This window comes from Streptomyces sp. WG5 (assembly GCF_049974565.1).
GTDB lineage: Bacteria > Actinomycetota > Actinomycetes > Streptomycetales > Streptomycetaceae > Streptomyces.
Map to the genome: position 1 here is coordinate 57,291 of NZ_JBNGGC010000005.1, position 26,322 is coordinate 83,612.

The 26,322-nt window shown below is 72.4% G+C and carries 22 protein-coding genes and 1 pseudogene; 10 read left to right on the forward strand and 13 right to left on the reverse strand.

What is annotated here, in order from left to right; all coding sequences use genetic code 11:
* Positions 1 to 2: 2 nt before the first annotated feature.
* Together ACP4IX_RS06795 and ACP4IX_RS06800 are read right to left on the reverse strand one after the other, a co-directional pair.
* Positions 3 to 1,436 (reverse strand): family 43 glycosylhydrolase, encoded by a 1,434-nt coding sequence (locus ACP4IX_RS06795; RefSeq protein ID WP_426554984.1) that lies wholly within the window; start codon positions 1,434 to 1,436, stop codon positions 3 to 5.
* Positions 1,418 to 2,398, reverse strand: a complete 981-nt coding sequence (locus ACP4IX_RS06800; RefSeq protein WP_426554985.1) for an arabinan endo-1,5-alpha-L-arabinosidase — start codon at positions 2,396 to 2,398, stop codon at positions 1,418 to 1,420. The genes ACP4IX_RS06795 and ACP4IX_RS06800 overlap by 19 nt, the downstream gene beginning before the upstream one ends.
* 253 nt (positions 2,399 to 2,651) lie before the next feature.
* Here ACP4IX_RS06800 and ACP4IX_RS06805 point away from each other — a divergent pair, with 253 nt between their 5' ends.
* Positions 2,652 to 4,217, forward strand: a complete 1,566-nt coding sequence (locus tag ACP4IX_RS06805; RefSeq protein WP_426554986.1) for a substrate-binding domain-containing protein — start codon at positions 2,652 to 2,654, stop codon at positions 4,215 to 4,217.
* Positions 4,218 to 4,279: 62 nt separating this feature from the next.
* Here ACP4IX_RS06805 and ACP4IX_RS06810 read toward each other — a convergent pair whose 3' ends face one another.
* Positions 4,280 to 5,035 carry a hypothetical protein gene (locus ACP4IX_RS06810; protein ID WP_426519581.1) on the reverse strand — a complete coding sequence of 252 codons (756 nt, stop codon included), beginning with the start codon at positions 5,033 to 5,035 and terminating at the stop codon, positions 4,280 to 4,282.
* Between the two features lie 218 nt (positions 5,036 to 5,253).
* Here ACP4IX_RS06810 and ACP4IX_RS06815 point away from each other — a divergent pair, with 218 nt between their 5' ends.
* Entirely contained in the window at positions 5,254 to 5,559 is a 306-nt protein-coding gene (locus ACP4IX_RS06815; protein ID WP_426519583.1) for a hypothetical protein, read from the forward strand.
* Positions 5,560 to 5,635: 76 nt separating this feature from the next.
* On the opposite strand, the gene ACP4IX_RS06820 is transcribed toward ACP4IX_RS06815, so the two are convergent.
* Entirely contained in the window at positions 5,636 to 6,289 is a 654-nt protein-coding gene (locus ACP4IX_RS06820) for a DUF4360 domain-containing protein (protein WP_426519585.1), read from the reverse strand.
* Positions 6,290 to 6,455: 166 nt separating this feature from the next.
* On the opposite strand from ACP4IX_RS06820, the gene ACP4IX_RS06825 reads away from it, so the two are divergent.
* Positions 6,456 to 9,263 carry a beta-galactosidase gene (locus tag ACP4IX_RS06825; protein ID WP_426554987.1) on the forward strand — a complete coding sequence of 936 codons (2,808 nt, stop codon included), beginning with the start codon at positions 6,456 to 6,458 and terminating at the stop codon, positions 9,261 to 9,263.
* 16 nt (positions 9,264 to 9,279) lie between these two features.
* Here the strand turns inward: ACP4IX_RS06825 and ACP4IX_RS06830 are convergent, their stop codons facing one another.
* From ACP4IX_RS06830 to ACP4IX_RS06850, 5 genes are read right to left on the reverse strand one after another with little or no spacing between them, the layout of a single operon-like run.
* Positions 9,280 to 10,785, reverse strand: a complete 1,506-nt coding sequence (locus tag ACP4IX_RS06830; protein ID WP_426519589.1) for an alpha-N-arabinofuranosidase — start codon at positions 10,783 to 10,785, stop codon at positions 9,280 to 9,282.
* 58 nt (positions 10,786 to 10,843) lie between these two features.
* Positions 10,844 to 11,827, reverse strand: a complete 984-nt coding sequence (locus ACP4IX_RS06835) for an arabinan endo-1,5-alpha-L-arabinosidase (protein WP_426554988.1) — start codon at positions 11,825 to 11,827, stop codon at positions 10,844 to 10,846.
* Positions 11,824 to 12,687 carry a carbohydrate ABC transporter permease gene (locus ACP4IX_RS06840; protein WP_426519593.1) on the reverse strand — a complete coding sequence of 288 codons (864 nt, stop codon included), beginning with the start codon at positions 12,685 to 12,687 and terminating at the stop codon, positions 11,824 to 11,826. The genes ACP4IX_RS06835 and ACP4IX_RS06840 overlap by 4 nt, the downstream gene beginning before the upstream one ends.
* Positions 12,684 to 13,625, reverse strand: coding sequence for a carbohydrate ABC transporter permease (locus ACP4IX_RS06845; RefSeq protein WP_426519595.1), 942 nt, complete (start codon positions 13,623 to 13,625; stop codon positions 12,684 to 12,686). Before ACP4IX_RS06845 ends, ACP4IX_RS06840 begins: the two co-directional genes overlap by 4 nt.
* Positions 13,622 to 14,980 (reverse strand): extracellular solute-binding protein, encoded by a 1,359-nt coding sequence (locus ACP4IX_RS06850; RefSeq protein ID WP_426519597.1) that lies wholly within the window; start codon positions 14,978 to 14,980, stop codon positions 13,622 to 13,624. The genes ACP4IX_RS06845 and ACP4IX_RS06850 overlap by 4 nt, the downstream gene beginning before the upstream one ends.
* A gap of 283 nt (positions 14,981 to 15,263) precedes the next feature.
* Here ACP4IX_RS06850 and ACP4IX_RS06855 point away from each other — a divergent pair, with 283 nt between their 5' ends.
* The 5 genes from ACP4IX_RS06855 to ACP4IX_RS06875 all read left to right on the forward strand — a co-directional run bounded on the left by ACP4IX_RS06855 (position 15,264) and on the right by ACP4IX_RS06875 (position 20,938).
* Positions 15,264 to 16,499 (forward strand): MAB_1171c family putative transporter, encoded by a 1,236-nt coding sequence (locus tag ACP4IX_RS06855; protein ID WP_426519599.1) that lies wholly within the window; start codon positions 15,264 to 15,266, stop codon positions 16,497 to 16,499.
* A gap of 91 nt (positions 16,500 to 16,590) precedes the next feature.
* Positions 16,591 to 17,121, forward strand: a complete 531-nt coding sequence (locus ACP4IX_RS06860) for a toxin (RefSeq protein WP_426519601.1) — start codon at positions 16,591 to 16,593, stop codon at positions 17,119 to 17,121.
* Positions 17,118 to 18,302 carry an MAB_1171c family putative transporter gene (locus tag ACP4IX_RS06865; protein ID WP_426519603.1) on the forward strand — a complete coding sequence of 395 codons (1,185 nt, stop codon included), beginning with the start codon at positions 17,118 to 17,120 and terminating at the stop codon, positions 18,300 to 18,302. Before ACP4IX_RS06860 ends, ACP4IX_RS06865 begins: the two co-directional genes overlap by 4 nt.
* 31 nt (positions 18,303 to 18,333) lie before the next feature.
* The gene (locus ACP4IX_RS06870) at positions 18,334 to 19,545 is read left to right on the forward strand and encodes an MAB_1171c family putative transporter (RefSeq protein WP_426519605.1); all 1,212 of its coding nucleotides are present in this window, start codon (positions 18,334 to 18,336) and stop codon (positions 19,543 to 19,545) included.
* Positions 19,535 to 20,938 carry an NAD(P)/FAD-dependent oxidoreductase gene (locus ACP4IX_RS06875; protein ID WP_426519607.1) on the forward strand — a complete coding sequence of 468 codons (1,404 nt, stop codon included), beginning with the start codon at positions 19,535 to 19,537 and terminating at the stop codon, positions 20,936 to 20,938. The genes ACP4IX_RS06870 and ACP4IX_RS06875 overlap by 11 nt, the downstream gene beginning before the upstream one ends.
* Positions 20,939 to 21,013: 75 nt before the next feature.
* Here the strand turns inward: ACP4IX_RS06875 and ACP4IX_RS06880 are convergent, their stop codons facing one another.
* The gene (locus ACP4IX_RS06880) at positions 21,014 to 21,901 is read right to left on the reverse strand and encodes an SMP-30/gluconolactonase/LRE family protein (RefSeq protein ID WP_426519609.1); all 888 of its coding nucleotides are present in this window, start codon (positions 21,899 to 21,901) and stop codon (positions 21,014 to 21,016) included.
* Positions 21,898 to 22,671, reverse strand: a complete 774-nt coding sequence (locus ACP4IX_RS06885) for an IclR family transcriptional regulator (protein WP_426519611.1) — start codon at positions 22,669 to 22,671, stop codon at positions 21,898 to 21,900. The genes ACP4IX_RS06880 and ACP4IX_RS06885 overlap by 4 nt, the downstream gene beginning before the upstream one ends.
* A 195-nt stretch (positions 22,672 to 22,866) precedes the next feature.
* Between ACP4IX_RS06885 and ACP4IX_RS06890 the strand changes: the two are divergent.
* Positions 22,867 to 23,007, forward strand: a pseudogene (locus ACP4IX_RS06890) (RNA-guided endonuclease TnpB family protein); the annotation flags it as partial.
* A gap of 107 nt (positions 23,008 to 23,114) precedes the next feature.
* Here the strand turns inward: ACP4IX_RS06890 and ACP4IX_RS06895 are convergent.
* Both ACP4IX_RS06895 and ACP4IX_RS06900 read right to left on the reverse strand, forming a co-directional pair.
* A complete protein-coding gene (locus tag ACP4IX_RS06895; RefSeq protein WP_426554990.1) occupies positions 23,115 to 23,984 on the reverse strand; it encodes an ATP-grasp domain-containing protein in 870 nt (289 codons plus the stop codon).
* A gap of 4 nt (positions 23,985 to 23,988) precedes the next feature.
* Entirely contained in the window at positions 23,989 to 24,696 is a 708-nt protein-coding gene (locus tag ACP4IX_RS06900; protein ID WP_426519615.1) for a FadR/GntR family transcriptional regulator, read from the reverse strand.
* 175 nt (positions 24,697 to 24,871) lie between these two features.
* Here ACP4IX_RS06900 and ACP4IX_RS06905 point away from each other — a divergent pair, with 175 nt between their 5' ends.
* Entirely contained in the window at positions 24,872 to 26,299 is a 1,428-nt protein-coding gene (locus ACP4IX_RS06905) for an SLC13 family permease (protein ID WP_426554991.1), read from the forward strand.
* Positions 26,300 to 26,322 lie beyond the last annotated feature (23 nt).

Genomic DNA, 26,322 nt, shown 5'->3' on the forward strand with positions numbered 1-26,322 from the left:
CTTCAGGCCGGGTTCAGCCGCCACTGCTGACACGCGTTGTTCAGCCACGTCCACTGCCGTACATCGGCGGAGTCGGCCGTGGAGCAGTCGGCGACGTCGGCGACCTTGCCGGTGGCCTGGTTGACGATCCGGACGTGACCGCTGTCCGTGGCGAGGAACCGGAACCGCTGACAGGTGTTGTCCAGCCAGGACCACTGCCGCAGACCGGCCCCGTCGGCGGCCGAGCAGTCGGCGGTGTCCAGTACCTTCCCGGTGGCCACGTTGACCAGCCGGTGGGTGTCGTCCCCGAGATCCTCCAGACGCCAGCGCTGGTTGGCGCCGCCGTTGCAGGAATACTGCGCCACGTTGGCCCCGTCCGTCGGAGAGCTCCCGGCCACGTCCAGGCACTTGCCGCTGTTGCGGTTGGTGACCGTGTACGTCGTCGAGACGACCGACGGCTCGCCCGAGGGTCCGGACATGCCCGCCCCGAGCCGGACCGGGGTGCCGAGGTTCGGTGTGCCGTCGCCGTTCCAGGTGAACTTCTGCGCCCGCGCCGTACGCCCGTTGTCGCAGCCGTCCGAGGTGGCGTCGTTGGCGTGGTAGACGATCCAGCTCTCGGAGCCGTCCGGCGAGGTGAAGAAGCCGTTGTGACCGGGCCCGTAGACGCCGTTGCCGTCACTGCGCTGGAAGACCGGCGTGGACTTCTTCGTCCAGGAGGACGCGGAAGCGGGGTCGGGCCCGGTCAGCTCCAGTTGCCCCAGCTTGTAGTCGGGCGTCCAGCAGCCGCTGGCGGAGTAGACGAGGAAGGTCCTGCCACCCCGTCGGAGGATCTCCGGCCCCTCGTTGACCGGGGCGCCCGAGCGTTCCCAGTCGTACGTCGGTGTGGAGACCGTGGCGAAGGAGGAGGCCACCGTGTACGGGTTCGACATCCGGGCGGCGACGATGTTCTGGGTCCCGCTGTGCGTGCTGCCGAAGAGGTACAGCCGACCGTTGATCGTCGCAACCGTGGGGTCGAGCATCCAGGCGGGGTTGAGCTGTCCCCGGTAGGTGTACGGCCCCATGGGGTCGGCCCCGGCGCTCTCCAGGACGTGGCTGCGCTGGGTCGGGTTGTAGTCGGAGACGTTCTGCCCGGCGACGTAGTACAGGTACCAGCGGCCGTTCAGGTGGTGCAGCTCGGGCGCCCAGATGTTGCAGCACCGGGACGCCGCGTCGCCCTGCCACACCTGCACGCTGGGTGCGGTGGCGAGCCCGCCGAGGGTGGGCGACTTGCGGATGGTGATGACGTCCGTCCAGCTCGTCGACACCATGTAGTAGTCGCCGTCGTGGTGGGTGATCCAGGGGTCGGCGCCCTTCTGGGTCTTGACCGGGTTGGCGAAGGTAGCCGCGCTCGCGGAGGGCTGCCCGAGCGAGAGGGCGAGCAGCAGGGCGGCCAGCAGGGTCAGTAGGCGACGGGCCATCCGCTGCTCCAGTTCAGGAGGTTGATGCCCAGTTTGGGTGTGCCGTTGTCGTTGCCGTCGTAGTAGTGGTAGACGATCAGGTCGCCGTCGACGTCGTTCATGATCGACTGGCCGCCGGGGCCGATGACGCTGCCGTGCGACTCGAGCACGGGCGTGCCGCCGTTGTTCATCATCGAGACGCCGTTGCGGTCGCGGTAGGGCCCGGTGACGCTGGTCGCCCGGCCGACCTTGACCTTGTACGTGGAGCTGGTGCCGGCGCAGCAGGTGTCGTACGAGGCGAAGAGGTAGTAGTACCCGTTCCGCTTGACGATGTACGGGGCCTCGACGGCCTTGGTGCCGGACGGCCGGGAGGCGAGGGAGCGGCGGGCGGTGTCGGAGGCGAGCTGCTTGCCGGTGGACGGGTCGATGCGGATCATCTTGATGCCGGTCCACCAGCTGCCGAAGGACAGCCACCACTTGCCGTCGTCGTCGACGAAGAGGTTGGGGTCGATGGCGTTGTAGTCGCTGGACGTGTTCGACGTGTAGACGATGCCGTAGTCGGTCCAACTGCCCGGCTGTCCGGTGGTGGAGCCGGCCAGCCCGATGGCCGAGGTGTTCTCGCCGAACTTGGAGACGGAGTAGTACATCAGGTACTTGCCGCCGTGGTAGGAGATGTCGGGCGCCCAGGCCTCCGGGACGGAGGAGTAGCGCGACCACCAGCCGGGCCGGGAACGGAAGGCGTCCGCGCCGGTGGAGAAGGCGGTGCGGTCGGAGGACGCCTTGCTGCTGATGCCTCCGCCGGTGGCGTAGAGCAGGTACTGGCCGGAGGACGTCCGGATCATGGTCGGATCGTGCGTGACGACGGACCCGGTGACTTGACCCGGGTTCGGGTACGCAGACGCCGTGGTGGGGACGAGCGCGAGGAGTGCGGCGGTGGGGAGAGCGAGGAGTGCAGTTCGCTTGCGACGCGTGGTGGGTCTCATGGACAACGCTCCTGTTCTGGATTTCGAACATCGATCGTGTCTTCGGACGGAACGTAGGGACGAACCCCATGCGCGTCAATGGCCCGCGCAGCAACGGCAACCAACTCGCGGAGAACACCACGGTTCACAGGTGACGAACCGGTGAATACCTGACGGATGGTCAGCACCACTTCGGTCGGTCCCCCGCCTGTCCGGACAACATGGCCTCCCCATCCCCGTGCGCGCGTCCTGAGTCGGAAGTCGGGAGTCGGTCATGAACGGTTTTCCGTGGGAGTCCGTGATCGCCGTGCTCGGCCTCGCCGTGCCCGTGACCGCGGCCCTGTGGGAGTTCTTCCTCGCGGGCCGCAAACGTCTCGGCTACCGCGTGCAGATGGACACCAGCGCCCGGGACTCGGCCACCTCCTCCGGACCGGAGGCCGGGGTGCTCCAGCGCATGCAGTGGGACGGCGTCGGCCTGCACGACCCGTCGGTCGCCCTGCTGCGCATCGAGAACGTCGGCTGGACCCCGATAGTCGAGGAGGACTACGTGGCCCCCGCCAACGACACGGTGGGCATACGCGTGAGGTTCCCGGGCCGCCGCGTGGTCGGCATGGTCGTGACGGAGTGCAGCCACACCGTGCTGCGCGACTTCTTCACACCGGGGACGCCGGGCTTCGGGGCCTCGGACGGTGTCATCAGACTGCCCAAGGTGAAGCTCAACCGCCGGGCCCACTACAAGGTGCTGGCGGTCCTGGACCGCGTCCCGACGTTCACCGAGACCGACTTCCCCGACCCGGAGGTCACCGCGGGCATCGTCGGCGGGGTGCGCGGCGGGACCATCAAAAAAACCGAGTACTACCCCTTCGCGTCCCGGCCGGTCCGCTGGCTGCTCGCCGTACTCGTGCTGGTGAGCGTCGCCCAGTCCGTGTCCACGTTCGCCCGGGGCGAGGACGCCGTGGCCGCGCCGCTGGACTGCGCCGAGGGAACGCTGCACCTGACGGGCTCCACCGCGTTCAAGCCGGTCCTGGGGCAGGCCGCCGAGCAGTACGTGAAGACCTGCCCCGGCGCACGCATACCCCTGTCCGACAGCCAGTTCGAGGGCAGCGTCCCGGGGCTGGACGCACTCGCCGCGGCCGGGGACAAGGAGAAGCCGAACGGCGACGAAGGGCTCCGCAACCGGCTGACGTTCAGCGACGGCCCCAAGTCCCCCGGCCGCACCCGGCTCCTGCCCCGCCCCGTCGCCCTGTCCCTGTTCACCCTGGTCGTGAACAAGGACGCCGGGGTCCAGGACCTGTCCCTGGACCAGGTCCGGGACATCTTCGCGGGGAAGATCACCAACTGGAAGCAGGTGAACGGCGAGAACCTGCCCATCCAGCTCGTCGGCCGCCACCCGGGCTCCGGCACCCGCACCACCCTCCAGCGGCAGGTCCTGGACGACCGCCCCCTGCCGGCGGTCACGACGAGCGACTGCACGAGCATGGACATGAGCAGGGCCAATCGCTGCGAGGTCGGCAAGACCGAGACCCTGCTGAACACCGTCACCCAGATCTCCGGCGCCCTCGGCTACAGCGAGGTCGGCCTCGCCGGCGCGCACGGGAGCGTGCGGCAGGTCCTCATCGACGGCTACCCCGCGACACTGGAGGGCGTCGACCAGGGCGCGTACCCCTACTGGGAGACGGAGATCGCCTACACCTACGGCGAGCCCCCGGCCGACTCGATCGCCGCGGGTTTCCTGCGCTACCTCGCCGACGAGGTCGGCAAGGACATCATCCGCGCCAAGGGCCACCGCCCCTGCTCCGAACTGGACAAGCCGCTGGTGTGCCGGCCGAGCGCATCGTGACGGCCGTCGGCCCACGGGGAGCGCCCGTACCGGCGGACACGCCACGGAGTGGCCGTCGGGGCCTACGGGGTCGGCGAAGGCGGGCGCATCAGCTCCAGGTCCTCGCCCCACGCGTCCAGCACCGCTCCGTGCCCGGCCGCGCGGGCCACCGCCTCGACCCGCGCAAAGAGGTGGCGCTGCGCGGACACGTCACCCGTCGCCGAGATGGCGTCCACGGCGCCGAGCAGCGGGCCCGTGTCCCAGCCCGGCAGCGGGGAACGGGCGAGTTCCCATTCCAGGTACTTGTTGTAGGGGCGGGGGCGGCGGTCGAGGGCGAAGAGCAGCTCCAGCAGGAAGCGGACGCTGTCGGCGGCGTCGAGCCGGGCCGCGAGCGCGTGCCCGTCGCGGTCGTTCTTGACGGAGCGGTAGAGGGAGTTGGCGTAGGCGTCGAGCCACTCGCCCGCGTCCCGGAACGCCTCGCCGGCGTCGAGGCGCGCCTTGGCGGCCAGCATCCGGGCGATGCCGCCGTCGAGGCGGTCCAGCACGACGCGGGCGCGGGCGAGAGCGTACCGCTCGAAGCCGGGCAGGCCGGCGGCCCGGAACTCGTCGAGGGAGAGGACGACCAGGTCGAGTTCCGGGGTGCGGTGCCCCGCGAACCCGGTGAGGGCCGTCGGTACGCCGTCGGCGAGGACGACGTACAGGTCGTGGTCGGAGTACTCGGTGGTCATGCCCTCATGGGCCCGGGAGCCCTTGAGGACGAGTCCGACGACGGCCGGGTCGGCGGAGGCGAGTGCGACGAAGGCGTCGTAGTCGTAGGTGAGGGGCTGCCGAGTGGTCATGTGGGTGATCTCCGGTGCGGGACGGGCGACGGGTATGCCGACCGGGCGGCCCCGTGCCGGCGGGGTCGCCCGTACCGTCTGCGGCGGCGCTCGGCCACCGCCCGGGAGTTCAACGCACACGCGGACTCTACGACCCGCCGTGCCGCTGCCGTCACGCCTTTACGATTGGCCGGTCCCAACGTCGGCGGCCGAACCGGCCCTTGAGGGAGGAGAGTCACGTGAAGGCCCGACGGTGGATCGTCGTCGTGTGGGCGGGGCTGTGTCTGGCCGGTGCCGCGGCCACCGCCGCGCTTGACACCGGGCCGGCCCAGGAGCCGGGGTGGTTCCCCGCCGGGGAGCCGGCACCGACGCGGACCTACGGCGTGGACTGCCGGGAGATCGCCGACGAGGTCGAGCAGGCGCGGGCCGAGGCCGAACGGGAGCGGCTGGAGGCGCCCGCCCGGGGCACCCGGACCGCCACGTCGGTCCGGGTGCCCGAGGCGTGTGCGGCCGAGCTCGAGGAGCGCGGGCTGACCGTGCGCTGACGTCGCGCACGGCACGGGCGTGGCCGTGGCCGCCCGGCACGCGGCGATCACGGGCCCGCCCGCCCCCGGCCACCGGTCAGGACTCGGGGCACTCCTTCCACGCCAGGTGGTACACCGTGCTGATGTCCCCGTCCGTCGAGTCCATCGTCATGAAGCTCACCTCGTCGGGGTGGGACGTCCCCGCGCTCACCCGCAGCTCCGTGTTGATGTTGAAGTTGCGCTGGACCCCGCAGGGCGCCCAGACCAGCTGGGCCCAGTCGGTGGTGTCGGTGGCCTGCCAGTTGTCGTTGAGCGGGCCGCTGAAGGGGTGGGTGCGGTACTGGGTGTCCGGGGAGCCCTGGAAGTAGTAGGAGGCCCGCTGGGTGGCCGTGGCGCCGGGCTGGAGGGCGGCGAAGCCGCGGTAGTCCGCGCCGGCCACGGCGTAGGTGAAGCCCTGCGGGACGTGGACGAGCAGGTTGAGCTGGCAGTTCTTGCGGAAGTCGGTGGGCGCGGAGTCGCCGCCGGCCTGGGCGAGGTAGTCGCTGTAGGTGACGGTGAAGGCGGTGTTGTCCTCCGAGACGGCGACCGCGGTCGTGCCCTGCGGGCAGCCGGAGCCGTTCACCGTGGCGACCTTGATGACGATCTTGTCCGGCGGCGGGTCGTCGAACCCGTCGGAGGGCTGGTGCTGCGCGGGCAGCGCGGAGGTGAGGAGCGCGGCGATCGTGCCGCTCAGGAGCAGGCCGGTGGCCATGGGTCTCCCATCCCGGTCAGTGGGGGGTGGATTCGTTGAATGCGTCTGACATGCATTTCTGTAGTGCTCATGTCATTCGCAGTGCGGTCGCATCGTATGCACCCCCGGCGGGACACGGACAGATGGCACTCCGGCCATTTAACGCATCACCGGCTCCTTGTGGAGAATGGCCCGGCAGCGCAGCACCAGAAGCACGGCAACAGGAGAGGCTCCCTTGGAGCTCAGCAGGCTCAGCAGACGAGCGTTCAGCGCCCTCGCGGGCACCACCGTCCTCGGTCTCGCGCTCGGCGGCAGCGTGAGCAGCCAGGCGCTGCCCGGCTCCGGCGCTCGCGGCCCCGTGCCCACCGGGCCGCCGCCCGGGCCGCCCGGCGCCGACGGCGTGCGCCACCGGGTCGCCCTGGACCGGTACTCGCTGCTGGTCGACGGCAGACGCCTCGCGCTGTGGTCCGGCGAGATGCACCCCTTCCGGCTGCCGAGCCCGTCCCTGTGGCGGGACGTCCTCCAGAAGATGCGGGCGTACGGCTACAACGCGGTCAGCGTCCGCCTCGCCTGGAACCAGCACTCCCCCGCCCCCGGCGCGTACGACTTCACCGGTGTCCGCGACCTGGACCTGTTCCTGCGCACGGCCGCCGAGACCCGGATGTACGTCGTCCTCCGGCCCGGCCCGTACATCGGCGCCGACGTGGACGCGGGCGGCCTGCCCGGCTGGCTGACGGCCGCCGAGGGCCGGGCCCGGACCCTCGACGCCGCCTATCTGCGCCACGCCGACGAGTGGCTGAGCCGCGTCAACGCCGTCGCCGCCCGGCACCAGTACACCCGGGGCGAGGGCACCGTCCTGCTCTACCGGGTCGACGCCCCGCGGCGCGCCCGCCTGACCCGCCTGCACGACAGGCTCCGCGCCGACGGCATCGACGTACCCGTGCTGCACACCGACACGCCGGCCCCCTGGGGCGAGGTGGAACGGACCCGGGACGCCGCCGAGGCGCGGCGCGTCCATCTCGACCACCTCGCGCGGGGGATCACGCTGCACAACGTCCACACGGCGTTCGGCGGCACCTCGTGGGGCTGGCTGCCCGCGCCGTCCGCGCCCACGCCCACGTACGACCCCACCGCGGCGATCGACGAGGGGCGCCGGCCGACGGACAAGCTCGCCCCGCTCCACCAGCTGGGCCAGCTGCTGCGCCACATCCCCGACTTCACCCGGCTGGAGGAGGCGTCCGACGTCAGGGCCGGGGACCCCCGGATCCGGGTGCGGCACCTGGCCAACCCGGACACGGGCACCCACGCGTACGTCCTGCGCAACGACTCCGCCACCGGCGTCACCTCGAAGGTGCCGATGGGCGGGACCGACGTGGAGGTCACCGTCCCCGCCCACGACGCCAAGCTGCTCGCCACCGGACTCCACGTGGGCGCGGGACGGAAACTGGCGTACGCCACCGTGCAGCCCATGCTGTCCTTCAGCGTCGGGCGGCTGGACATCGCCGCCTTCGTCGGCCGGGCCGGCGAGATGGCGCACCTGGTGCTGGACTGCCCGCACGAGCCGTGGCCGACCCGGCTGGACGAGGAGGCCGCCTGGGCGTACGACCACGGGAAACTGCACGTCACGGTACCTCTCGAGGAGAACCGGCTGACCCGGGTGCGGGTGCGCAGCGGCAAGTCCGACCGCACCCTGCTCCTCCTCTTCGCCGACGACACCGCCTCACTGCGGCTGTGGCCGTACGAGACACCGTCGGGCCGGGTCCTCGTGCACGGCCCGGCACTGCTGCGCGACGTCGCCCTGGACGGTGCCACGATCCGGCTGACCGGCGACACCGTCGAGGAGTGCGGTCTCGAGGTGTGGGCGCCGCGCGGCATCACGGACGTGTCCTGGAACGGCAGCGCGGTCAGTACGACGGCGAGCCGCGCCCACAGCCTGCTGGCCACCTGGCTGCTGCCCGGCGTCCCCGAACTGGTGCTGCCCGCGCTGGACGGCTGGCGGCGCCGCACCGAGAACCCCGAGTCCCGCCCCGGCTACGACGACTCGGGATGGACGGTCGCCGACCGGCGGACGTCGTACAGCACGACCCCCGTGCCCGACGGGCAGCCCGTGCTCTTCGCCGACGACTACGGCTTCCACTACGGCGACGTCTGGTACCGGGGCCGGCTCAGCGGCGCCTCGGGCCTGGAGGCGGTGTCCCTCGCCTACAGCACGGGCGCGCGGGGGATGCTGATGGCCTGGCTGGACGGGGAGCCGCTGGGCACGCACCGCATGGACCGGGAGGCGGACGGGACGGGCACCTGGACCGCCACGGCCCGCTTCCGGCTGCCCGAGGGACTGCGGCGGGCGCTGCGGAGGGAACCGCGGGAGCGGCCCGGCACCGGCGGCTCCCCCGTCCTGTCCGTCCTCGTCCGGCGCACGCAGCACGACCAGGACGCGTACAAGGCGGCGCGCGGTCTGACGTCGGTCGCGTTCGAGGGGGCGTCACCGAAGGTGAGGTGGCGGATCCAGGGCGCCGCCGCGCCCGACCCGGTACGCGGGCCGCTCAACCACGGCGGGCTGTTCGGGGAGCGGCACGGCTGGCACCTGCCCGGCTACGATGACGGCCGCTGGGAGTCCGTGTCCCTGCCCCGGGCGGACCGGCGCCAGGGCGTGACCTGGTACCGGACCGCCTTCCGGCTGGACGTCCCGCCGGACGTCGACGCCTCGGTCGGGCTCGTCCTCGGCGACGACCGGGACCGCGACTACCGCGCCCAGGTCTTCCTCAACGGCTGGAACATGGGCGAGTACGCGGTCGACCCGACGGGCGCGCCGCAGACCTTCGTCCTGCCGAACGGCATCCTGCGCACCCGCGCCGCCGCCAACACCCTGGCCCTCGCGGTCCTGGCCGGCGGCGACACCGCCTCGGGGCCGGGGACGGTACGGCTGAAGCTGCTGGGCGGCGCGGCCGGAGGGGTGCCGGTGACACCGGTCGCCTCCCCCGGTCCGCGCCGCTGACCCCGGCGGGCCCGCCTCAGCGCAGCCGGATCACGTTCCAGGACAGCGGCTCCAGCACGGCGGCCAGCCCGCCGTCCCGCAGCCGGGTGCCGTCGACCCGGTGCGGGACGACCCGCTCGGGCTCGGCGAGCGTGTTGCGGGCGTCGGGGTCGGCGTCCGCGAGGGCGCTGTGCTCGACGACCTCGGTCAGGTCCAGGCCGCTCAGGGCGACGTCGAGCGGCAGCGACTCGGTGCGGGACCGGTTGACGGCGAAGACGGTGACCGAGCCGTCCTCGGCGCGCACGGCGGTGGCGTGCAGCAGGTCGGCCTCGCCGTACTTCTTCGTCTCGTACGTCGGTGAGTCCACCCGGACGTCGAGGACCTCGCCCCGGCCGTGCTTCGAGGCCTGCGCGAACGGGAAGAAGGTCGTCTGGCGCCAGGCCGGGCCGCCGGGCTCGGTCATGATCGGGGCGATGACGTTGACGAGCTGGGCGAGGCAGGCGACGGTGACGCGGTCGGCGTGCCGCAGCAGGGCGATGAGGAGCGAGCCGAAGACGACCGCGTCGGTGACGCTGTAGTTGTCCTCCAGCAGGCGGGGCGCCTCGGGCCAGTCGAGGGCGCTGACCTCGGCCTGGGTCTTGGCCATGTACCAGACGTTCCACTCGTCGAAGGAGAGGTTGATCCTCTTCTTCGACTTGAGGCGGGCGCCGATGTGGTCGCAGGTGGCGACGACGTTCTCGATGAACGACTCCATGTCCACGGCCGAGGCGAGGAAGGAGTCGACGTCGCCGTCGTGCGGCTCGTAGTAGGCGTGCAGGGAGATGTGGTCGACCAGGTCGTACGTCTCCTTGAGGACCGTCGCCTCCCATTCGGCGAAGGTCTCCATGGACTGGCCGGAGGAGCCGCAGGCGACGAGTTCGAGGTCCGGCTCGATCTGGCGCATGGCGCGGGCGGTCTCGGCGGCGAGGCGGCCGTACTCCTCGGCGGTCTTGTGGCCGGTCTGCCAGGGGCCGTCCATCTCGTTGCCGAGGCACCAGAGTTTGATGCCGAAGGGGTCCTTGTCGCCGTGCTCGGCCCGCAGGTCGGACAGGGCGGTGCCGGAGGGGTGGTTGGCGTACTCCTGGAGTTCGAGGGCCTCGGCGACGCCGCGGGTGCCGAGGTTGACCGCCATCATCGGCTCGGCCTGGGGGCCGATCTTCTTGAGGAAGGCGATGTACTCGGAGAGGCCGAAGCGGTTGGTCTCCGTGGAGCGCCAGGCCAGGTCGAGGCGGCGGGGGCGGTCCTCCACCGGGCCGACCGAGTCCTCCCACTTGTAGCCGGAGACGAAGTTGCCGCCGGGGTAGCGGATGGCGGTGACGCCGAGCTCCCGGACCAGGTCCAGCACGTCCTGGCGCAGGCCGGCGTCGTCGGCGGTGGGATGGCCGGGCTCGAAGATGCCGGTGTACACGCAGCGGCCGAGGTGTTCTACGAAGGAGCCGAAGAGGCGGGGGTTGACCTCACCGACGGTGAAGGCGGGGTCGAGGGTGAAGCGGGCGGTACGCAATGGAGTCCTTCCGGAGGGTGGTTTCGGCTGCGGGTGGTCGGTGGGGGGGGCGGCGCGGTCACCCGCGCCCGGGACGGACGGCCGGCCATCCGTCCCTCGTCCAGTCCAGGGGGTTCAGGCCGAGCTTGGGCGTGCCCTCGTCCTGCGCGTCGTAGTAGTGGTACGCCAGCCAGTCCCGGCCCCGGTCGCGGAAGACGGACTGGCCGCCCGTGCCGATGTAGCGGCCGTGGCCCTCCAGGAGGAGGTCGCCGCCGCCTTCCAGCATCGGGGTGCCGTCGCTGTCGACGTAGGGCCCCGTGACGTCCGTGGCCCTGCCGACCTTGATCTTGTACGTGCTGTTCACACCCGAGCAGCACGCGTCGTACGACGCGAACAGGTAGTAGTAGCGGCCGTGCTTGACGATCTCCGGGCCCTCGACGGCGTACGGCTCGTCGGGACGGGTGGCGAGGTGGTGGACCTCCGCGTCCTCGACGGCCTTGCCGGTGCGCGGGTCCAGCTCGACCATGCGGATGCCGCTCCAGTACGAGCCGAAGGACATCCACAGGCGGCCGTCGGCCCGGACGACCGCCGGGTCGATGGCGTTCCAGGTGTCCGTCGTCTCGGAGGAGAAGACCTTGCCGTGGTCGGTCCAGGTGCCGGGCAGGCCGGTGCGGGAGGTGGCCACGCCGATCGCGGAGTGGTTGGTGCCCCAGGAGGAGACCGCGTAGTAGAGCCAGTAGCGGCCGTCGCGGTAGGAGAGGTCGGGGGCCCACGGGTCGCCGGTGTCGTTGTAGTCGTACCACCAGGCCGGGGGCTCGGCGAAGGCGTTGCCCGCGTCGTCCCAGTGCCGGCCGTCCTCGGAGAGGCGGGCGCCGATGACGCCGCCGGTGGAGTAGGCGACGTAGCCGCCGCCCTTCAGGCGCAGGACGGTGGGGTCGTGGATGATCTGCTGGCCGGTGACGGGGCGCGGGCCGGGGTAACTCTCCGCCGCCTGGGCCGTGGTGGGCAGCAGGGCCATGAGGGCCGCCGTCGCCACGGCGGTGAGTGTTCTGCGCACGGTCACTGCCCCGCCAATCCCGTGTGGGCGACGCCCGCCACGATCTGCCGCTGGAAGAAGACGAAGACGATGATCAGGGGCAGGCCGGCCATGAGGCCGCCGGCCATGAGCTGGGCCCACTGGATGCCGTAGGAGTTCATGACGGTCGCGATGCCGTTCGGCATGGTCATCAGGTCGGGGTTGTTGGTCACCATGTAGGGCCACAGGAAGTTGTTCCACGAGCTGATGAAGGTGAAGATGCCGACCGCCGCGAGCGAGGGGCGGGAGAGCGGCACGATGATGGTGAAGAAGACCCGCCAGCGGCCGGCGCCGTCGATGAAGGCGGCCTCCTCCAGTTCGCGCGGGATGCCCTGGAAGAACTTGTAGAGGATGTAGACCATCGCGGCGGGCGCGCACTGCGGCAGGATCATGCCCCAGTAGGTGTCGACCATCCCCATCTGCTGGACGGTGGTGAACAGGGGGACGCCGAGCACGGCCGGGGAGACCATGAGGCCCGCCATGACCACGCCCATCAGGAGACCCTTGCCGCGGAACTCGGTGCGGGCGAAGCCGTACCCGGCGAGCGCGCTCACCAGCAGCACGATCGTCGTCACGCAGACCGACACGACCAGGGAGTTGACGAACCAGTTGGTGATGTTGCCGGTCTCGAAGAGGGCCGTCCACGCCTGGCCCGTCCACTCCTCGGGCAGCCAGTGCGTGGGCACCTCGACGGCCTCGGTCTCCGACTTGAGCGAGGTGAACAGCGCCCAGGCCAGGGGCGCCAGGAACAGCGCGGAGACGGCCGCGCCGAGGAGGGTGAGCACGATCTGGCCGGTCGACCAGGGCCTGCGGGGCTTGGCGGGCGTCGGCGCTGCGGCGGTGGTCATCGGCCGCCCTCCTCACGGTTGCGCAGCAGCCACATCCGCGCGAGGGCGACGGCCGCGATGAGCACGAAGAAGATGATGGAGATCGCGGAGGCGTAGCCCACGCGGTAGCTGGTGAAGCCCTGTTCGAGGGTGTACTGCACGAAGGTGCGGGTCGATTCCTCCGGTCCCGGCCCGAAGTCCTGCATCACGACGGCCTGGTCGAAGACCTGGAGCGAGGCGAGGATCTGCAGGGCGACGACAAGGCCGGTGATGTTGCGCAGCATCGGCAGCGTGATGTGGACCGTGCGGTGCCAGGCGTTCGCACCGTCCAGTTTGGCGGCCTCGTAGAGGTGCAGGGGGATGCCCTGGAGCGCGGCGAGGTAGAGCAGGAAGCTGAAGCCGACCGTCCACCACAGGGTGGTGATGACGACCGCGAGCAGCGCGTACGACTTGTCGGTCAGCCACGGCGTCTCGAGGCCGAAGACGTGGTTGATCATGCCGGTGCCGGGGTTGAACAGCCACTGCCACAGGTTGGCGGCGACGGTGGACGGCAGCAGGAACGGCATGAAGAAGCACAGCCGCCACAGCCACTTGCCGCGCTCGATGTGGTGGGCGAGCATCGCGAGGAGGAAGGCGAGGACCGTGATGCAGGGCACGACGAGCAGCGTGAAGTAGGCGCTGTGGCCGAGCGCGTCCCACATCAGCGGGTCCTGGAGGGCCTCGCGGTAGTTGTCCAGGCCGACGAAGCTCGCGCTGTCGCCGGAGATGTTGGCGTCCGTGAAGCTGAGGTAGAGGCCGCGCAGCAGGGGCCAGACGACGAAGAGCGCGAACAGGGCGAGGAACGGGGCGACGAACCAGCCGCCGTGCTGGAAGCCCTGCCGACGGCGGACGGTGGCGCTGTCGGCGGCGGTCTTCGCGCGCGCCGGGCGGATGATCGTTTCAGCGCTGGTGGTCGTCATGCGGTCGCACCTCCCTGCGCGGCCGTCCTGCCGTCCATGGGGTTCTTCGTGCCGAGCAGGTCGGTGAGCGCGCCCTTCATGCGGCGGGCGGCGGCCTCGGGCTTCGCCGAGCCCATCGTCGAGGAGACGACGATCGGGCCGACGCGCTGCGCGAGGATGCCGGTGGACCCGGCGAACCACACCTTGGGCTCGGTGGCCTGGTGGTCCATCGCGCCGGCGTACTCGCTCTGCGGGTTCAGCTCCTTGTAGGCGGCCGTGGAGAGGGTCGGCGTGTAGGCGGGGATGTGTCCGCCGGCCGCCCACTGCTGGGCGTGCTTGACGACGTAGGCGGCGAGTCGGTGCGCGGCCTCGTTGGTGGCGCCGCCGCGGCCGGCCTGGTGCGGGAGGACGAAGGAGTGCGACTCGGCGTGGGTGGCCTGCTTGCCGAAGACGGGCGGCAGCGGGGCGGCGCCGTAGTCGAGCTTCGCGCCGGAGAACACGGGCACCGACCAGTTGCCCTCCCAGGCGAAGGGGGAGCCGTTGACGAACTGTTCGGCGCCCGCCGCGCCTCCGTAGCCCGGGTCGGCGTAGCCGTCGGCGATGTGCCGGTGCAGGAACTCCAGGACCTGGGTGGCCTTGTCGGTGTCGAAGGTGACCTCGGTCTTGTCGTCGTTGAACCAGGTGCCGCCGAGCTGGGTGTAGAAGGTGACGAAGTCCCACCACTGGAAGTTCTGGTCGTTGTGCCAGAAGCCGATGGTCTGGAGGCCCTTCTTGGTGGCCTTCTTGACCTCCTTGAGCATGTCGAACCACTCCTCGGTCGACGTCACGGGCACCATCCGCCCGTCGGCGCCGAGCAGGCCCGCCTTCTTCAGCACGTCCTTGCGGTAGAAGCAGAGCTGGACGTGGATGTCGAGCGGGAGGGCGTAGAGCTTGCCGTCGATGACGGCGCGCTTCCACAGCTCGGGGTTGAAGTCCGCCTCCTTCACGCCGTACTTGGCGAGCAGGCCGACGTCCCAGGGGTCCAGGAGGCGGCCCGGCGAGAAGCCGGTGACGCGGCCCAGGTGCATGACGCCGAGGTCGGGTGCGCGGTTGCCGGCGGCCGCCATGGCGAGCTTGGTGTAGAAGGGGCTGCCCCACTGGAGGGTGGAGTCCTTCACGTCGATGCCCGGGTTGTCCTTACGGAAGGAGTCCAGCATCGCGATCATGTTGTAGCCGTCGCCGCCGCTGAAGAGGTTCCAGTAGCTGACGCGGGTGTCCGCTCCGGAGGCGAGCGCGTCGGCGCCCGTACCCAGGGCCGCGAAGCCGAAGCTGCCCGCGACCGTCAGGCCGCCCGCCGCGGCCAGAAAGTGCCTGCGATCCAGGCCAGGTCGTCCCATGCCCTGCCCCATCTGTCATGAACGAAAGGTGTACGTCCAGCATGTTCGAGATATCGAATAGCGCTCGTAACTTCGAACGGGACCGTAGGTGTGCGGCGCTTTCGCGTCAATGGTTCGGACAAGAACTCGGGCCAGGACTTTCCGCGCGGCTCCATCGCATGACGCGGACACTTCCCTCCGCGTAGGCTCGTACGGCCTTGCACCCGGGCCTCGGACACGGGCCTCGGACACGGGACTTGAGGACGGCCGGATTCACGGCGGTGAGTGAGAGCGGGGGGACGCGGTGGAGTCGGCGGACGCGGCCACGGGCCCGGCCTCGTTCCTCAGCGAGTTCTACACGTCCTTCTGGTGGGTCCCGGCCTGCGTCCTGGCCGCCGCCCTGGCGATCAAACTGCCGACGATCATCCGGCTCTGGAAGGACCCGCTGCTGCGCGCGGTCGGCGGTCTGCTGCTGCTCGCCTGCGCGGTGTTCGTGTTCGTCGCGCCCTCGACCATCGTCTGGGTCAACCGCGTCACCGGCGTGCCCAACATCTCCGCGCCCTGGGTGTACTCGCTGCTCACCGCGTTCTGCGGCTCCTGCCTGGTGCTGATCATCGCCTGGCGCGACGGTCTGTCCGAGCGCACCGCCTCGACGCGCCGGGCCACCCGCTGGGTCGTCACCGCCTACGGAAGCGTGATCGTCGCGCTCTGGGTGCTGTTCGTCCTCGCGGACGTGCCCGTGGAGCGCACCCGGGACCTGGACACGTACTACGCCAACACGCCGTTCATGCGCGAGGAGATCCTGCTGTACCTCGTCGCGCACACCACCGCCGTGCTCATCACCTCGAAGCTGATCTGGAACTGGATCCGCACCGGCGGATTCGACGCCTGGCTGCGCTGGGGGCTGAAGTTCCTCGGCGTCGGCTACGCGCTGAACCTGGCCTTCGACGCCGCCAAGCTCACCGCCGTCACGGCCCGCTGGACCGGCAACGACCTGGACTGGCTCAGCCTGGACGTGGCCCCGGCCCTGGCCTGTCTGTCCGCGGTGTCGATCGCGGTCGGTTTCATCCTGCCGCACGCCGGCCAGTACCTGCACGAGCGCTGGCGGATCCGCCTGGCCCACCGCCAACTGCGGCCGCTGTACCGGCTGATGCGGACCGTGCACGGATCCGGAGTGCCGTTCGTCCTGCGCGCCAGCCCCGAGCTGCGCCTGACCCGCCGCGAGACCTTCATCCGCGACGTCCTGCTGCCGCTGGCCCGGCGCACCGACGAGCGGCAGCGCGAGCGGTCGTACGCCGCCGCCCTCGGCCTGGGGTTCCCCCCGGAGCGGGCGAGGGCGCTCGCCGCGGCGGTGGTCATCCTCGACGCGGTCGACGCCGGCCCCCGCGCGGACGACGGCGACGGTACCCACGACCCCGACACCACGGAGCTGCTCCGCGAGATCGGGGCCGTCTCGCGCGCCCTGCGCCACCCCGACGTGGTCCGGGAGGTCCGCGTCCGCGCCGCGGCACCGGAGGGCACCGTGACGGTCACCGAGTGACCGTGCCGCACGCGGAACTGGCCCGGACAGCACCCGTCTTGGCATATTGCACACATGACCGAGCAACACCGAGGGGAACAGGGAGACCGCGGTGCGTACCAGGAAGGAGATGCGTCGCCTCGCTGACGCCCTCATCGACCCCATCCGGGTGCCGGTCCCGGCGGACCCCGAGGTCCTGTTCGACGCGCTCGTCGCCTCCGTCAGCGCGTGGCGGGGACGTGACGTGGTCGTCCACCGTGCGGCGTTCCCGCCGCACACCGCGAGCGGACTGTGGCTGGAGCGCGAGAGCCACGACGACGTGGTGGTGGACGAGCGTGCCGCCGTGTGGCACCAGATCGTGATCCTCTGCCACGAGGTCTGGCACATGAGCCGCCGGCAGGCGGACACCGACCCGGCCGCCGCCGGCGCGCGGCCCGCGCCGGTCGCCGCGCGCACCGACTTCTCCCTGGCCGAGGAGCAGGAGGCGGACCGCTTCGGCATGCTGATGGGCCGTCGGCTGCGCACCTGGCTGGAGGCCTCCACCGACTCGGTGTACGCCGCGGAGGGCGGCGATCCGAACGACCCGCAGGACCTCGCCGGACGCATCGGGGCCGCCCTCAACCACCGCGGGACGACGAGATGAACGGCGTGATCAACTACGTCAGCTGCGGCGTGCTGTGGCTCGGCCTGGTGGTGAAGGCCCCCGACCTGCTGCGCCACCGCCGCGATCCGTATCTGCGCGCCATCTGTGCGGTGCTGGGCCTGGCCGGGCTCTGCTTCCTGCTCGGGGCACCGCCGACGGTCGGCGCCGTCAACCGGCTGAGCGGGGTGCCCAACCTCGCGGCTCCGCTCACCTACGCGGCGATCACCGGGTACTGCGCCGCCTCCCAGGTCCTCGTCGTCCACTGGCGCGGCGGCCCCCGGGTGCGGCGCACCGCCCGCCGGTGGACGCTCGCCTACACCGTCGTGCTCCTCGGCGTCGCGCTGACGTTCGCCCTCGGTGACGCGCCGGTGGAGCGCCGCACCGACCTGGACACCTACTACGCGACGACTCCGTTCATCGCCCAGATGATCGTGCTGTACCTGGTCGCGCACCTCACCGCGGTGACCGTCACCACGGTGTCGGCGCTGCGCTGGGCGCGCCACGTACGGGGCGGGCTGCGGGCGGGACTGGCGCTGCTCGGCGCCGGTTCGCTGTGCGGCGCCGGTTACAGCCTGGCCAAGCTCGTCGCGGTGGGCGCGCGCTGGTCCGGGCGCGACTGGTCGGCGCTCGGCACCACCGTCTCCCCGGCGGCCGCCGGTCTGGGTGCCCTGCTGACGGTCGTCGGGGTGCTGGTCCCGCTGGCGGCGCCCCGGGTGACCGAGTGGCGGCGGGCCCGGCGGACGTACGTCCGGCTCGGGCCCCTGGAGCGGGCACTCGACGATCTGCTCACCCGCCGGTCGCTGCGGCTGCGCCGGCCCCGGTTCGCGTCCCCCACCACCCGGCTGGTGTGGCGCCGGACCAGCATCCACAACGCGCTGAGCCACCTCGACGCGTACTTCGACCCGGACCTGTACGACCGGACCCGCGCCGGTGCGCTGGGGGCGACGGGCGACCCGGAACGGGCCGAGGCCGCCGCCTGGGCGGCGGTGATCACCGCCGCGGTACGGTGCGAGGCGGACCGGGCGGGCGGGTTCCCGCCGCGGGGCGGCACCGGCCGGTTCCCCGGCCGGGTGCCGGACCCGGCCGCCCTCGACCGGATCGCCGACGTGCTGGCCGGCACCGCACCGGTGCCGTCGGTCCTCGCCGTGCCGAGCGGCAGGACCACGGCGGGGGCCGTATGAGCCGGGTCCCCGGCGGGAGGAGTCTGCCGGTATGAGTCTCGTCGTGTATCTCGCGGCCCTCGTGTTCGGGGTGACCTCCGTCCTGCTGTTCCGCCGCCCGCGCACGGCCATGCGGAACCCGCTCACCCTGTCCACCTGCGCGGCGATCGTCCTCGGCGCCCTGGTCTTCGTCTGTGCCGCCCCGGCCACCCTCGCCACCGTCAACGAGCTCACCGGCGTACCCAACTTCGGGGCCCCGCTGACCTACGGCATGCTCTCCGCGTACAGCTGCGCCGTGCTCGTGCTGCTGATCAACTGGCGGGGAGGATCCCGCGAGCGGGTGCGGCGCATGGTGCTGCGCAGCATGGCCGCCTACGGCCTGCTGGTGGTCGCCATCGTCGTGCTGTTCGCACTCGCCGACGCGGACACCGAGCGGCTGACCGACCTCGACACGTACTACGCCGGCACCCCGTTCATGCGGGAGATGATCCTGCTGTACCTGCTCGGGCACACCGCGGCGATGGTGGTGATGTGCGCCGTGTGCGTCAAGTGGGCCCGCGAGGTGGGTGGGCCGCTCCGGACCGGGCTGCGGCTGATCCTGCTGGGGGCGCTGCTGGACGTGGTGGGCTTCCAGCTGGCCAAGTACCTGGCGATCGTGGCCCGTTGGTCGGGCAACGACCTCGACTTCCTGTCCACGACGGTGGCTCCGCCGATGGCCTCGCTGGCCGCGCTGCTGTGTTCGGCCGGGTTCGTGCTGCCGAGGCTGCTGCCGCCCGTGCTCGCCCACTGGCGGGGGCTGGGCGACTACCGGCGGCTGGAACCGCTGTGGGACCTGGTGAAGTCGGTGTCCACCGCTCCCGAGCCTCCCACCGTCCGGTGGCAGCTCCCCCAGGCCCGGCTCCAGTGGCGTGAGGTGTCCATCCACGACGCCCTGCTCGCGCTGGCGCCGTACTTCGACCACCGGGTCCGTGAGCGGGTGCGGGACACCGCCCTGCACGCGGGCCGCTCCGCCCACGAGGCCCGGCTGGCGGCGGAGGCGGCCATGCTCGCCGACGCCGCGCGCCGGGCCGCCGCCCGCGAGGAACCACCCGATACGGGCGGTACGTACCGTCTGCACGCCACCGAGGTATCCGGTCCCAGCGGGCTGGTGGAACTGGCGCAGGCGCTGGTCCGCCCGCCTACCAGAACCGCCGCGCCGGACGGCGCGGTGACGCCTTCCACGACCGGACCCATGGCTGAACCCGAGGAGCCCCATGTCGCGTAGAGCTGTCGTCATAGGTGCCGGCCTGGCCGGGACGCTGGCCGCCGCCGTACTGTCCACCGCGGGCGTGGACGAGGTGATCGTGCTGGACCGCGACGAACTGCCCGAGGGACCGGAGCACCGCCGGGGGCTGCCGCAGGGGCGGCACGCGCATCTGCTCATGGCCGGCGGGCTGGCCGCCATGGAGGAACTGGTGCCGGGCGTGAGCCTGCGCAAGCGGCTGCTCGCCGCCGGAGCCCACGAGATATCCCTCAGCTCCGGCATGCTGGCCCGCACACCCGAGGGCTGGCTGCGGCGGTGGCGGCGCGAGGGGCCCGTCATGCTCACGTGCAGCCGGGCGCTGCTGGACTGGACGGTACGGGCCGCGGTGCTGGAGCAGCGCCCGGTCGAGGTGCGCAGGGCGGCGGTGGTGGGGCTGACGGGCTGCGCCGGCCGGGTGCGAGGGGTACGGGTCTCGGCCGCCGACGGGGTCACGGACCTCGACGCGGACTTCGTCGTCGACGCGAGCGGTCGCGGCACCCGGGTCGTCACCTGGCTCGACGGGCTCGGTCTCGCCGGTGTCCGGGAGCACACCGTGGACTCCGGTCTGGTCAACGCGACGCGTATCTACCGGGTTCCTCAGGGCGCGGAGCGGTTCCCGCTGACGATCGTGCAGGCCGACCCCTACGTGTCCCGGCCGGGGCGGAGCGCGATGGTCCTGCCGATCGAGGACGACCGGTGGATGGTGAGCTGCGGCGGCACGCGGGGCGGTGAACCGCCCGCGGATCCGGAGGGTTTCCTGCGGTACACGCTCGAACTGCCGGACCCCGTCGTGGGGCGGCTGATCTCCGGTGCCGAACCGCTCACCGACGTGCATCTGAGCCGGTCCACCAGCAATGTGCGCCGGTACCTGGAGAAGTCCGCCCGGTGGCCCGACGGTTTCGTCGTCCTGGGGGACGCGTTGGGCACGTTCAACCCGGCGTACGGGCAGGGCATGTCGGTGGCCGCGTTCGGCGCGCAGGTCCTCGGCCGGGAACTGGCCCGGGCCGGCGGTATCGACGCGCCCGGGACGGCCCGGCGGGTGCTGCGGGGGGCGGCGCGCTCGGTGGACGCGGCGTGGTCCATGGCCGTCGGCCAGGACGTCCTCTACCCGGGGGTGCGCGGCGGGCGGCCGAACGTCGCCGACCGTGTCGTCACCGCGTACACGCGGCGCATGACGAAGGCGGCCACGGGCTCGTACGCGGCGGCCTCGGCCATCTGGGACGTCACCAGCATGCGCACACCCCCGACCCGCATGTTCCACCCCGACGCGGTTCTGGCCGCCCTCGCGGGATCCCCGCTCCCCCCGCTGACGGAGCCACCGCTGACGCCGAGTGAGCGGGCGGTGCTCCGAGGGCTGGACCGCACGGGGCTCTGAACGGCCGGCCGGCCTCGGGGCGACCGGCCGGGCGACCGGCCGGGCCCTCCCGCCGGGCCGGGCCCGGCGCCGTCCTCAGCCCGCGAACGCCGGCGGGGCCACCCCCTGGCCCGCGCCCGGCACCACCAGGACCGAGCCGGCCAGCGGGTGCGGGGCCGTCAGCCCCACCCGGGCCGTGGTGATGTACAGGTCGGTCAGGCCGGGGCCGCCGAACGCGCACGCCGTGACCCGGGGGGCCGGGAGCGGGATCACCCGGTCCAGGTCACCGGAGGGGGTGTAGCGGCGGACCGCCCCGCCGTCCCAGAGGGCGACCCACACGCAGCCCTCGGCGTCGACACACAGGCCGTCGGGGAAACCGGCGCCGTCCTCGATGACGGCCAGGGTGCGGCGGCCCGTGATCCGGCCGTCCGCGAGGCCGTCGGCGGGGACGTCGAAGACGTCGATGCGGCGGGTCGGCGTGTCGACGTAGTACATCAGCCGGCCGTCGGGGCTCCAGCCGGTGCCGTTGCTCACCGTCACGTCGTCCAGCACCGGTGTCACCGTGCCGTCCCCGGCGACCCGGGACAGCGTGCCGCCGCCGGTGGCCTCGTCGTAGCGCATGGTGCCGGCCCACAGCGTGCCGTCGGGGGCGACGGCGGCGTCGTTGCCGCGGCGGCCGGGGACGGCCTCCCGGTGCAGCCAGCGGAAGGTGTCGTCGGGGTCGAGGAGACCGATCCCGTCCCGCAGGTTGAGGACGAGGCCGCCGCCCGCGCGGGGCTTGACGGCGCCCACGTGCTGGTCGGTGCGGCGGACCGTGCGCCGGCCGGTCGCCGGGTCGTAGGTGTGGACGCGGGAGTTCAGGATGTCGATCCACAGGAGGCGGCCCGTCGCGGGGTCCCAGGTGGGCCCCTCGCCGAGGGACGCCTCCGCCCGGACGGCCACGTCGTACGCCGTGCCGGGCGTGGCGGTGCCGCGCCCCGTCATGCCGCGCTCCGGTGGCCGAGCCGCTCGGAGAGGTCGGCGGCGCCCTTGACGGCGAGCTGCTCCAGCTCGGCGAGGCGCTCCTCGCTCCAGCGGATCATGGGCACGGAGATCGACAGCGCGGCGACCACCCGGCCGGTGCGGTCGCGGACCGGGGTGGCCACGCAGGAGACGTCCGGGTTGGACTCGCGGTTCTCCACCGCGACGCCCCGCTCGCGGATCTTCGCCAGGGCCTCGCGCAGGGCGGCCGGGTCGGTGATGCTGTTCGGGGTCATCGCGGTCAGTTCGGCGCCGTCGGGGAAGCGGGCGGCGACCTCCGGTTCGGGGAGGGAGGCCAGCAGCATCTTGCCGACGGACGTGCAGTGGGCGGGCAGCCTGCGCCCGGCCGCCGACACCATGCGCACCGCGTGCGTGGAGTCGACCTTGGCGATGTAGATGACGTCGGTGTCCTCCAGGATCGCCACGTGCACGGTCTCGTCGCAGGTCTCCGCGACGGTCCGGGCGACCTGCTGCCCCTCGGCGGCGAGGTCCAGGTGCTCGGCGTAACGGGCGCCGAGCTGGTACGGGCGCACACCGAGCCGGTACCGTCCTGGCTGCCCGGCCACGGGCACGATGTACTTCCGGGCGGCGAGCGTGGTGACCAGCTCGTGCACGGTGGTGCGCGGCAACTGGAGCCGGCGCACGATGTCGGGGGCGGAGAGCGTGCCGTCCCCCTCGAGGAAGAGCTCCAGTATGTCGAGAGCCCGGGTCACGGCTGGTACGAGACGTCCCATGTCCGGCCCCCTCCCTAGGTGTCTCAGGCGCCTGCGGCGACAACCTCGATGTTCGAGATTTCAACAGGCGATCGGAATCGCGAACACAGGCTACTCACATCGCGTTTCCCGGGGCAATGGGCGTACACCTCGTCCATGGTCCACTTGGGGCGATGGTCCCCACGCCCACCGGGGAGCGGCCCGCCGCGCGCCGGCACCTGCGCCTGCACCGCCCGCACAGCCGCGTCCCCCGGGGACGAGGACTCCGCACGCGTCATGCTCGCCCGGGCCGGTCTCGACCCGGCCGGAGCCGACGGCGCACGACCTCCTGGAGCGCTGCTCCGGGAGGCGGCCTGAGCCGGGAATCCGCCTCTCCCCTTCCGGGAATCCCCCTCCCCCTTCCGGGAGGAGAGGATTCGACCGGGCGGCTGCTCCGGCGGTCGGCGGACGGCGGTCGGCAGCCGTCAGCGGGCCGCTTCGAGCACCGCCTCCACCACCCGGGGCAGCGACCGCTCGTGCAGCCACAGGAACAGGTTCGGCTCGACCAGTTCCAGCTCCATCACCCGGGGCCGCCCGTCCTCCCCGTCCACCAGGTCGACGCGGGCGTACAGCAACTCGGGGCCGTCCGGTACGGCGGCCAGCGCGCGCTCGGCGACGGCGAGTTCGGCCGGCGTCGGGGTCCAGGGCTCCAGGCCGGGGTGCGCGACCTTGCGCTCGTCGTACGGCGTCCCGGGAGTGAGGACGGCGCCCTTGCGGCTGGCGTGCAGCGGGCGCCCGCCGAAGAACTGCAGCGCGCGTTCACCGGCGGTGTCGATACCCCGCACGTACGGCTGCACCATCGCCGTGAGCCCCTCGGCGTGCATCCGCTCCACCTGCCGTAGGGCGGTGGCGTGCTCGTCGGGCGTGTAGCGGGCGGCGAAGCGGGCCCCCGCGCCGGAGGTGGGCTTGACGACGTACTCGTGGTCGCGGGGGAGCTCGGGTCGCTCACCGGGAGCCGTGTAGCGGGTGGGGACGGTGGGCACGCCGGCCGCCGCGAGGTCGCCGAGGTAGCGCTTGTCGGTGTTCCAGCGCACGACACCGGCCGGGTTCGCCAGCCGCGTGGCCGCCCCGCACTTCTCGGCCCACGCCGTGAACTCCCCCGCCCGCCAGCTGTAGTCCCAGGTGGAACGGAGCACGGCGAGGTCGAAGGACGCCCAGTCGACGCCGTCGTCGTCCCACACCTCGGCGGACGCCCGCGCCCCCGCCTCCTCCAGCGCCCGCACGAGCACCGGCAGATCGCGGTCGACGCTGACCTGCGGGCCGGGCCGGCAGGTGACGAGTGCTATGCGGGGCACGGCTCTATCGCTCCTCTCCCGGGTCCCAGTCCAGCAGGCGGACCTCGGCGACGGTGCGGACGTGGCGGCGCATCGCGGCGGCGGCCTGCCGGGGCCGGCGGTCGGCGACCGCGTCCAGGATGGCCCGGTGCTGGGCCAGGGACCGGCCGGGCCGGCCGGGCTGGCGCAGGGACTCGGTGCGGCTCTCGGCGATCTGGTGGGCGATGGAGCGCATGAACTCCGCGAGCAGGCTGCTGTGCGCCGCCGCCGTCACCGCCGCGTGGAACAGGCGGTCGCCCTCGACGCCGTGTCCGCCCCGTTCGACCTCCTCGGCCATGACGGCCAGCGCGGACCGCATCGCGGCCAGGTCGTCCTCCGTGCGGCGCTCGGCGGCCAGTTCGGCGAGCTTGGTCTCCAGCGCCTCGCGGGCCTCCAGGACGTCCGGGAGCCGCCGCCGGCGTTCGACCATCTCCTCGACGGGCTCGACGTCGAGGCTGTCCCGCACCAGGTACGTCCCGCCGCCGTGCCGCGCCTCCACCAGGCCCTGGACCTCCAGGACCACGATCGCCTGCTTCACCGAGGCCCGGCTGACGCCGAGGCGCTGGGCGAGGTCCCGTTCGGGCGGAAGCCGGTCGCCGGCCCGCAGGCCGCCGTCGGTGACGTACTGGCGCAGCCGCTCCAGCACCTGTTCGTACAGGCGCTGCCTGGTCATGGGGCGCAGGGCGTCGCTCAAGAGATCCCCCTCTCGCCCGGAGCGTAGCACCGGGCGGCGCGTGGCCGAGTGGCTGAGCCAATTCCTGCGCGACCCCTTGACGCCGGACCGGGCCGGGCCCACGCTGACCGACCAACCGCACCGTCCAAGTGGCTCAGCCACTCAGCCAGTCAGGTCACCCGTCGGGAGCCCCCGCATGTCCCCCGAACTCATCTCGATCCTCGTCCTCGTCGTGGTGTTCGTCATCGCGACCACCCGTTCCGTCAACATGGGCGCGCTCGCCTTCGCCGCCGCCTTCGGCGTGGGCACGCTCGTCGCGGACCTCGACGCGGACGGCATCTTCGCCGGCTTCCCCGGGGACCTGTTCGTCGTCCTCGTCGGCGTCACCTATCTGTTCGCGATCGCCCGGGCCAACGGCACCACCGACTGGCTGGTGCACGCGGCGGTCCGGCTGGTGCGGGGGCGGGTGGCGCTGATCCCGTGGGTGATGTTCGCGCTCACCGGCGCGCTCACGGCGATCGGCGCGGTCAGCCCGGCCGCCGTCGCGATCGTCGCGCCGATCGCGCTGAGCTTCGCCACCCGGTACGCGATCAGCCCGCTGCTGATGGGCACGATGGTGGTGCACGGCGCGCAGGCCGGCGGGTTCTCGCCGATCAGCATCTACGGCTCGATCGTCAACGGCATCGTCGAGCGCGAGGGGCTGCCGGGCAGCGAGGTGACCCTCTTCCTCGCCTCGCTGATCGCCAACCTCCTCATCGCGGGCGTGCTGTTCGTGCTGTTCGGCGGGCGGAAGCTGTGGGCGCGGGGGTCGGTGGCGCCGGAGGACGGCGGCGCGGTGGGCAAGGGTGCGGAGCCCACCGGCACCGGCACCGGGACCGGGGCCGGGGCCGGGGACACTGCGGCCCGGACCGGAGGCACTGCGGCCGGCACCGGGGCCGGAGGCGCCGCCCCCACCGCCGTGGCCGCCCCCACCGCCGTGGCCGTCCGCCCCGGCCAGGACACGGACGGCACCGGCGGCGGCCCGCGCCTCACCCCCGCCCGGATCGCCACCCTCACCGCTCTGGTCGCCCTCGTCGTGGCCGTCCTCGGCTTCGACCTGGACGCGGGTCTGACCGCGGTCAGCCTGGCCGTCGTGCTGAGCACCGCCTGGCCGGACGACAGCCGCCGCGCGGTCGGTGAGATCGCCTGGTCCACGGTCCTGCTGATCTGCGGTGTCCTCACGTACGTCGGCGTACTGGAGGAGATCGGCACCATCACCTGGGCCGGCGAGGGCGTCGGCGGCATCGGCGTCCCGCTGCTGGCCGCGGTGCTGCTCTGCTACATCGGCGCGATCGTGTCGGCCTTCGCCTCCTCCGTCGGGATCATGGGGGCGCTGATCCCGCTGGCGGTGCCGTTCCTCGCGCAGGGCGAGATCGGGGCGGTCGGCATGGTGGCGGCGCTCGCGGTCTCGGCGACGGTCGTGGACGTCAGCCCGTTCTCGACGAACGGCGCGCTGGTGCTGGCCGCGGCACCGGACGTCGACCGCGAACGGTTCTTCAGGCAGCTGATGGTGTACGGAGGGATCGTGGTGGCGGCCGTGCCCGCGCTGGCCTGGCTGGTGCTGGTCGTACCCGGCCTCGGGTAGGCCCACGTCAGAATTCCCGGAGA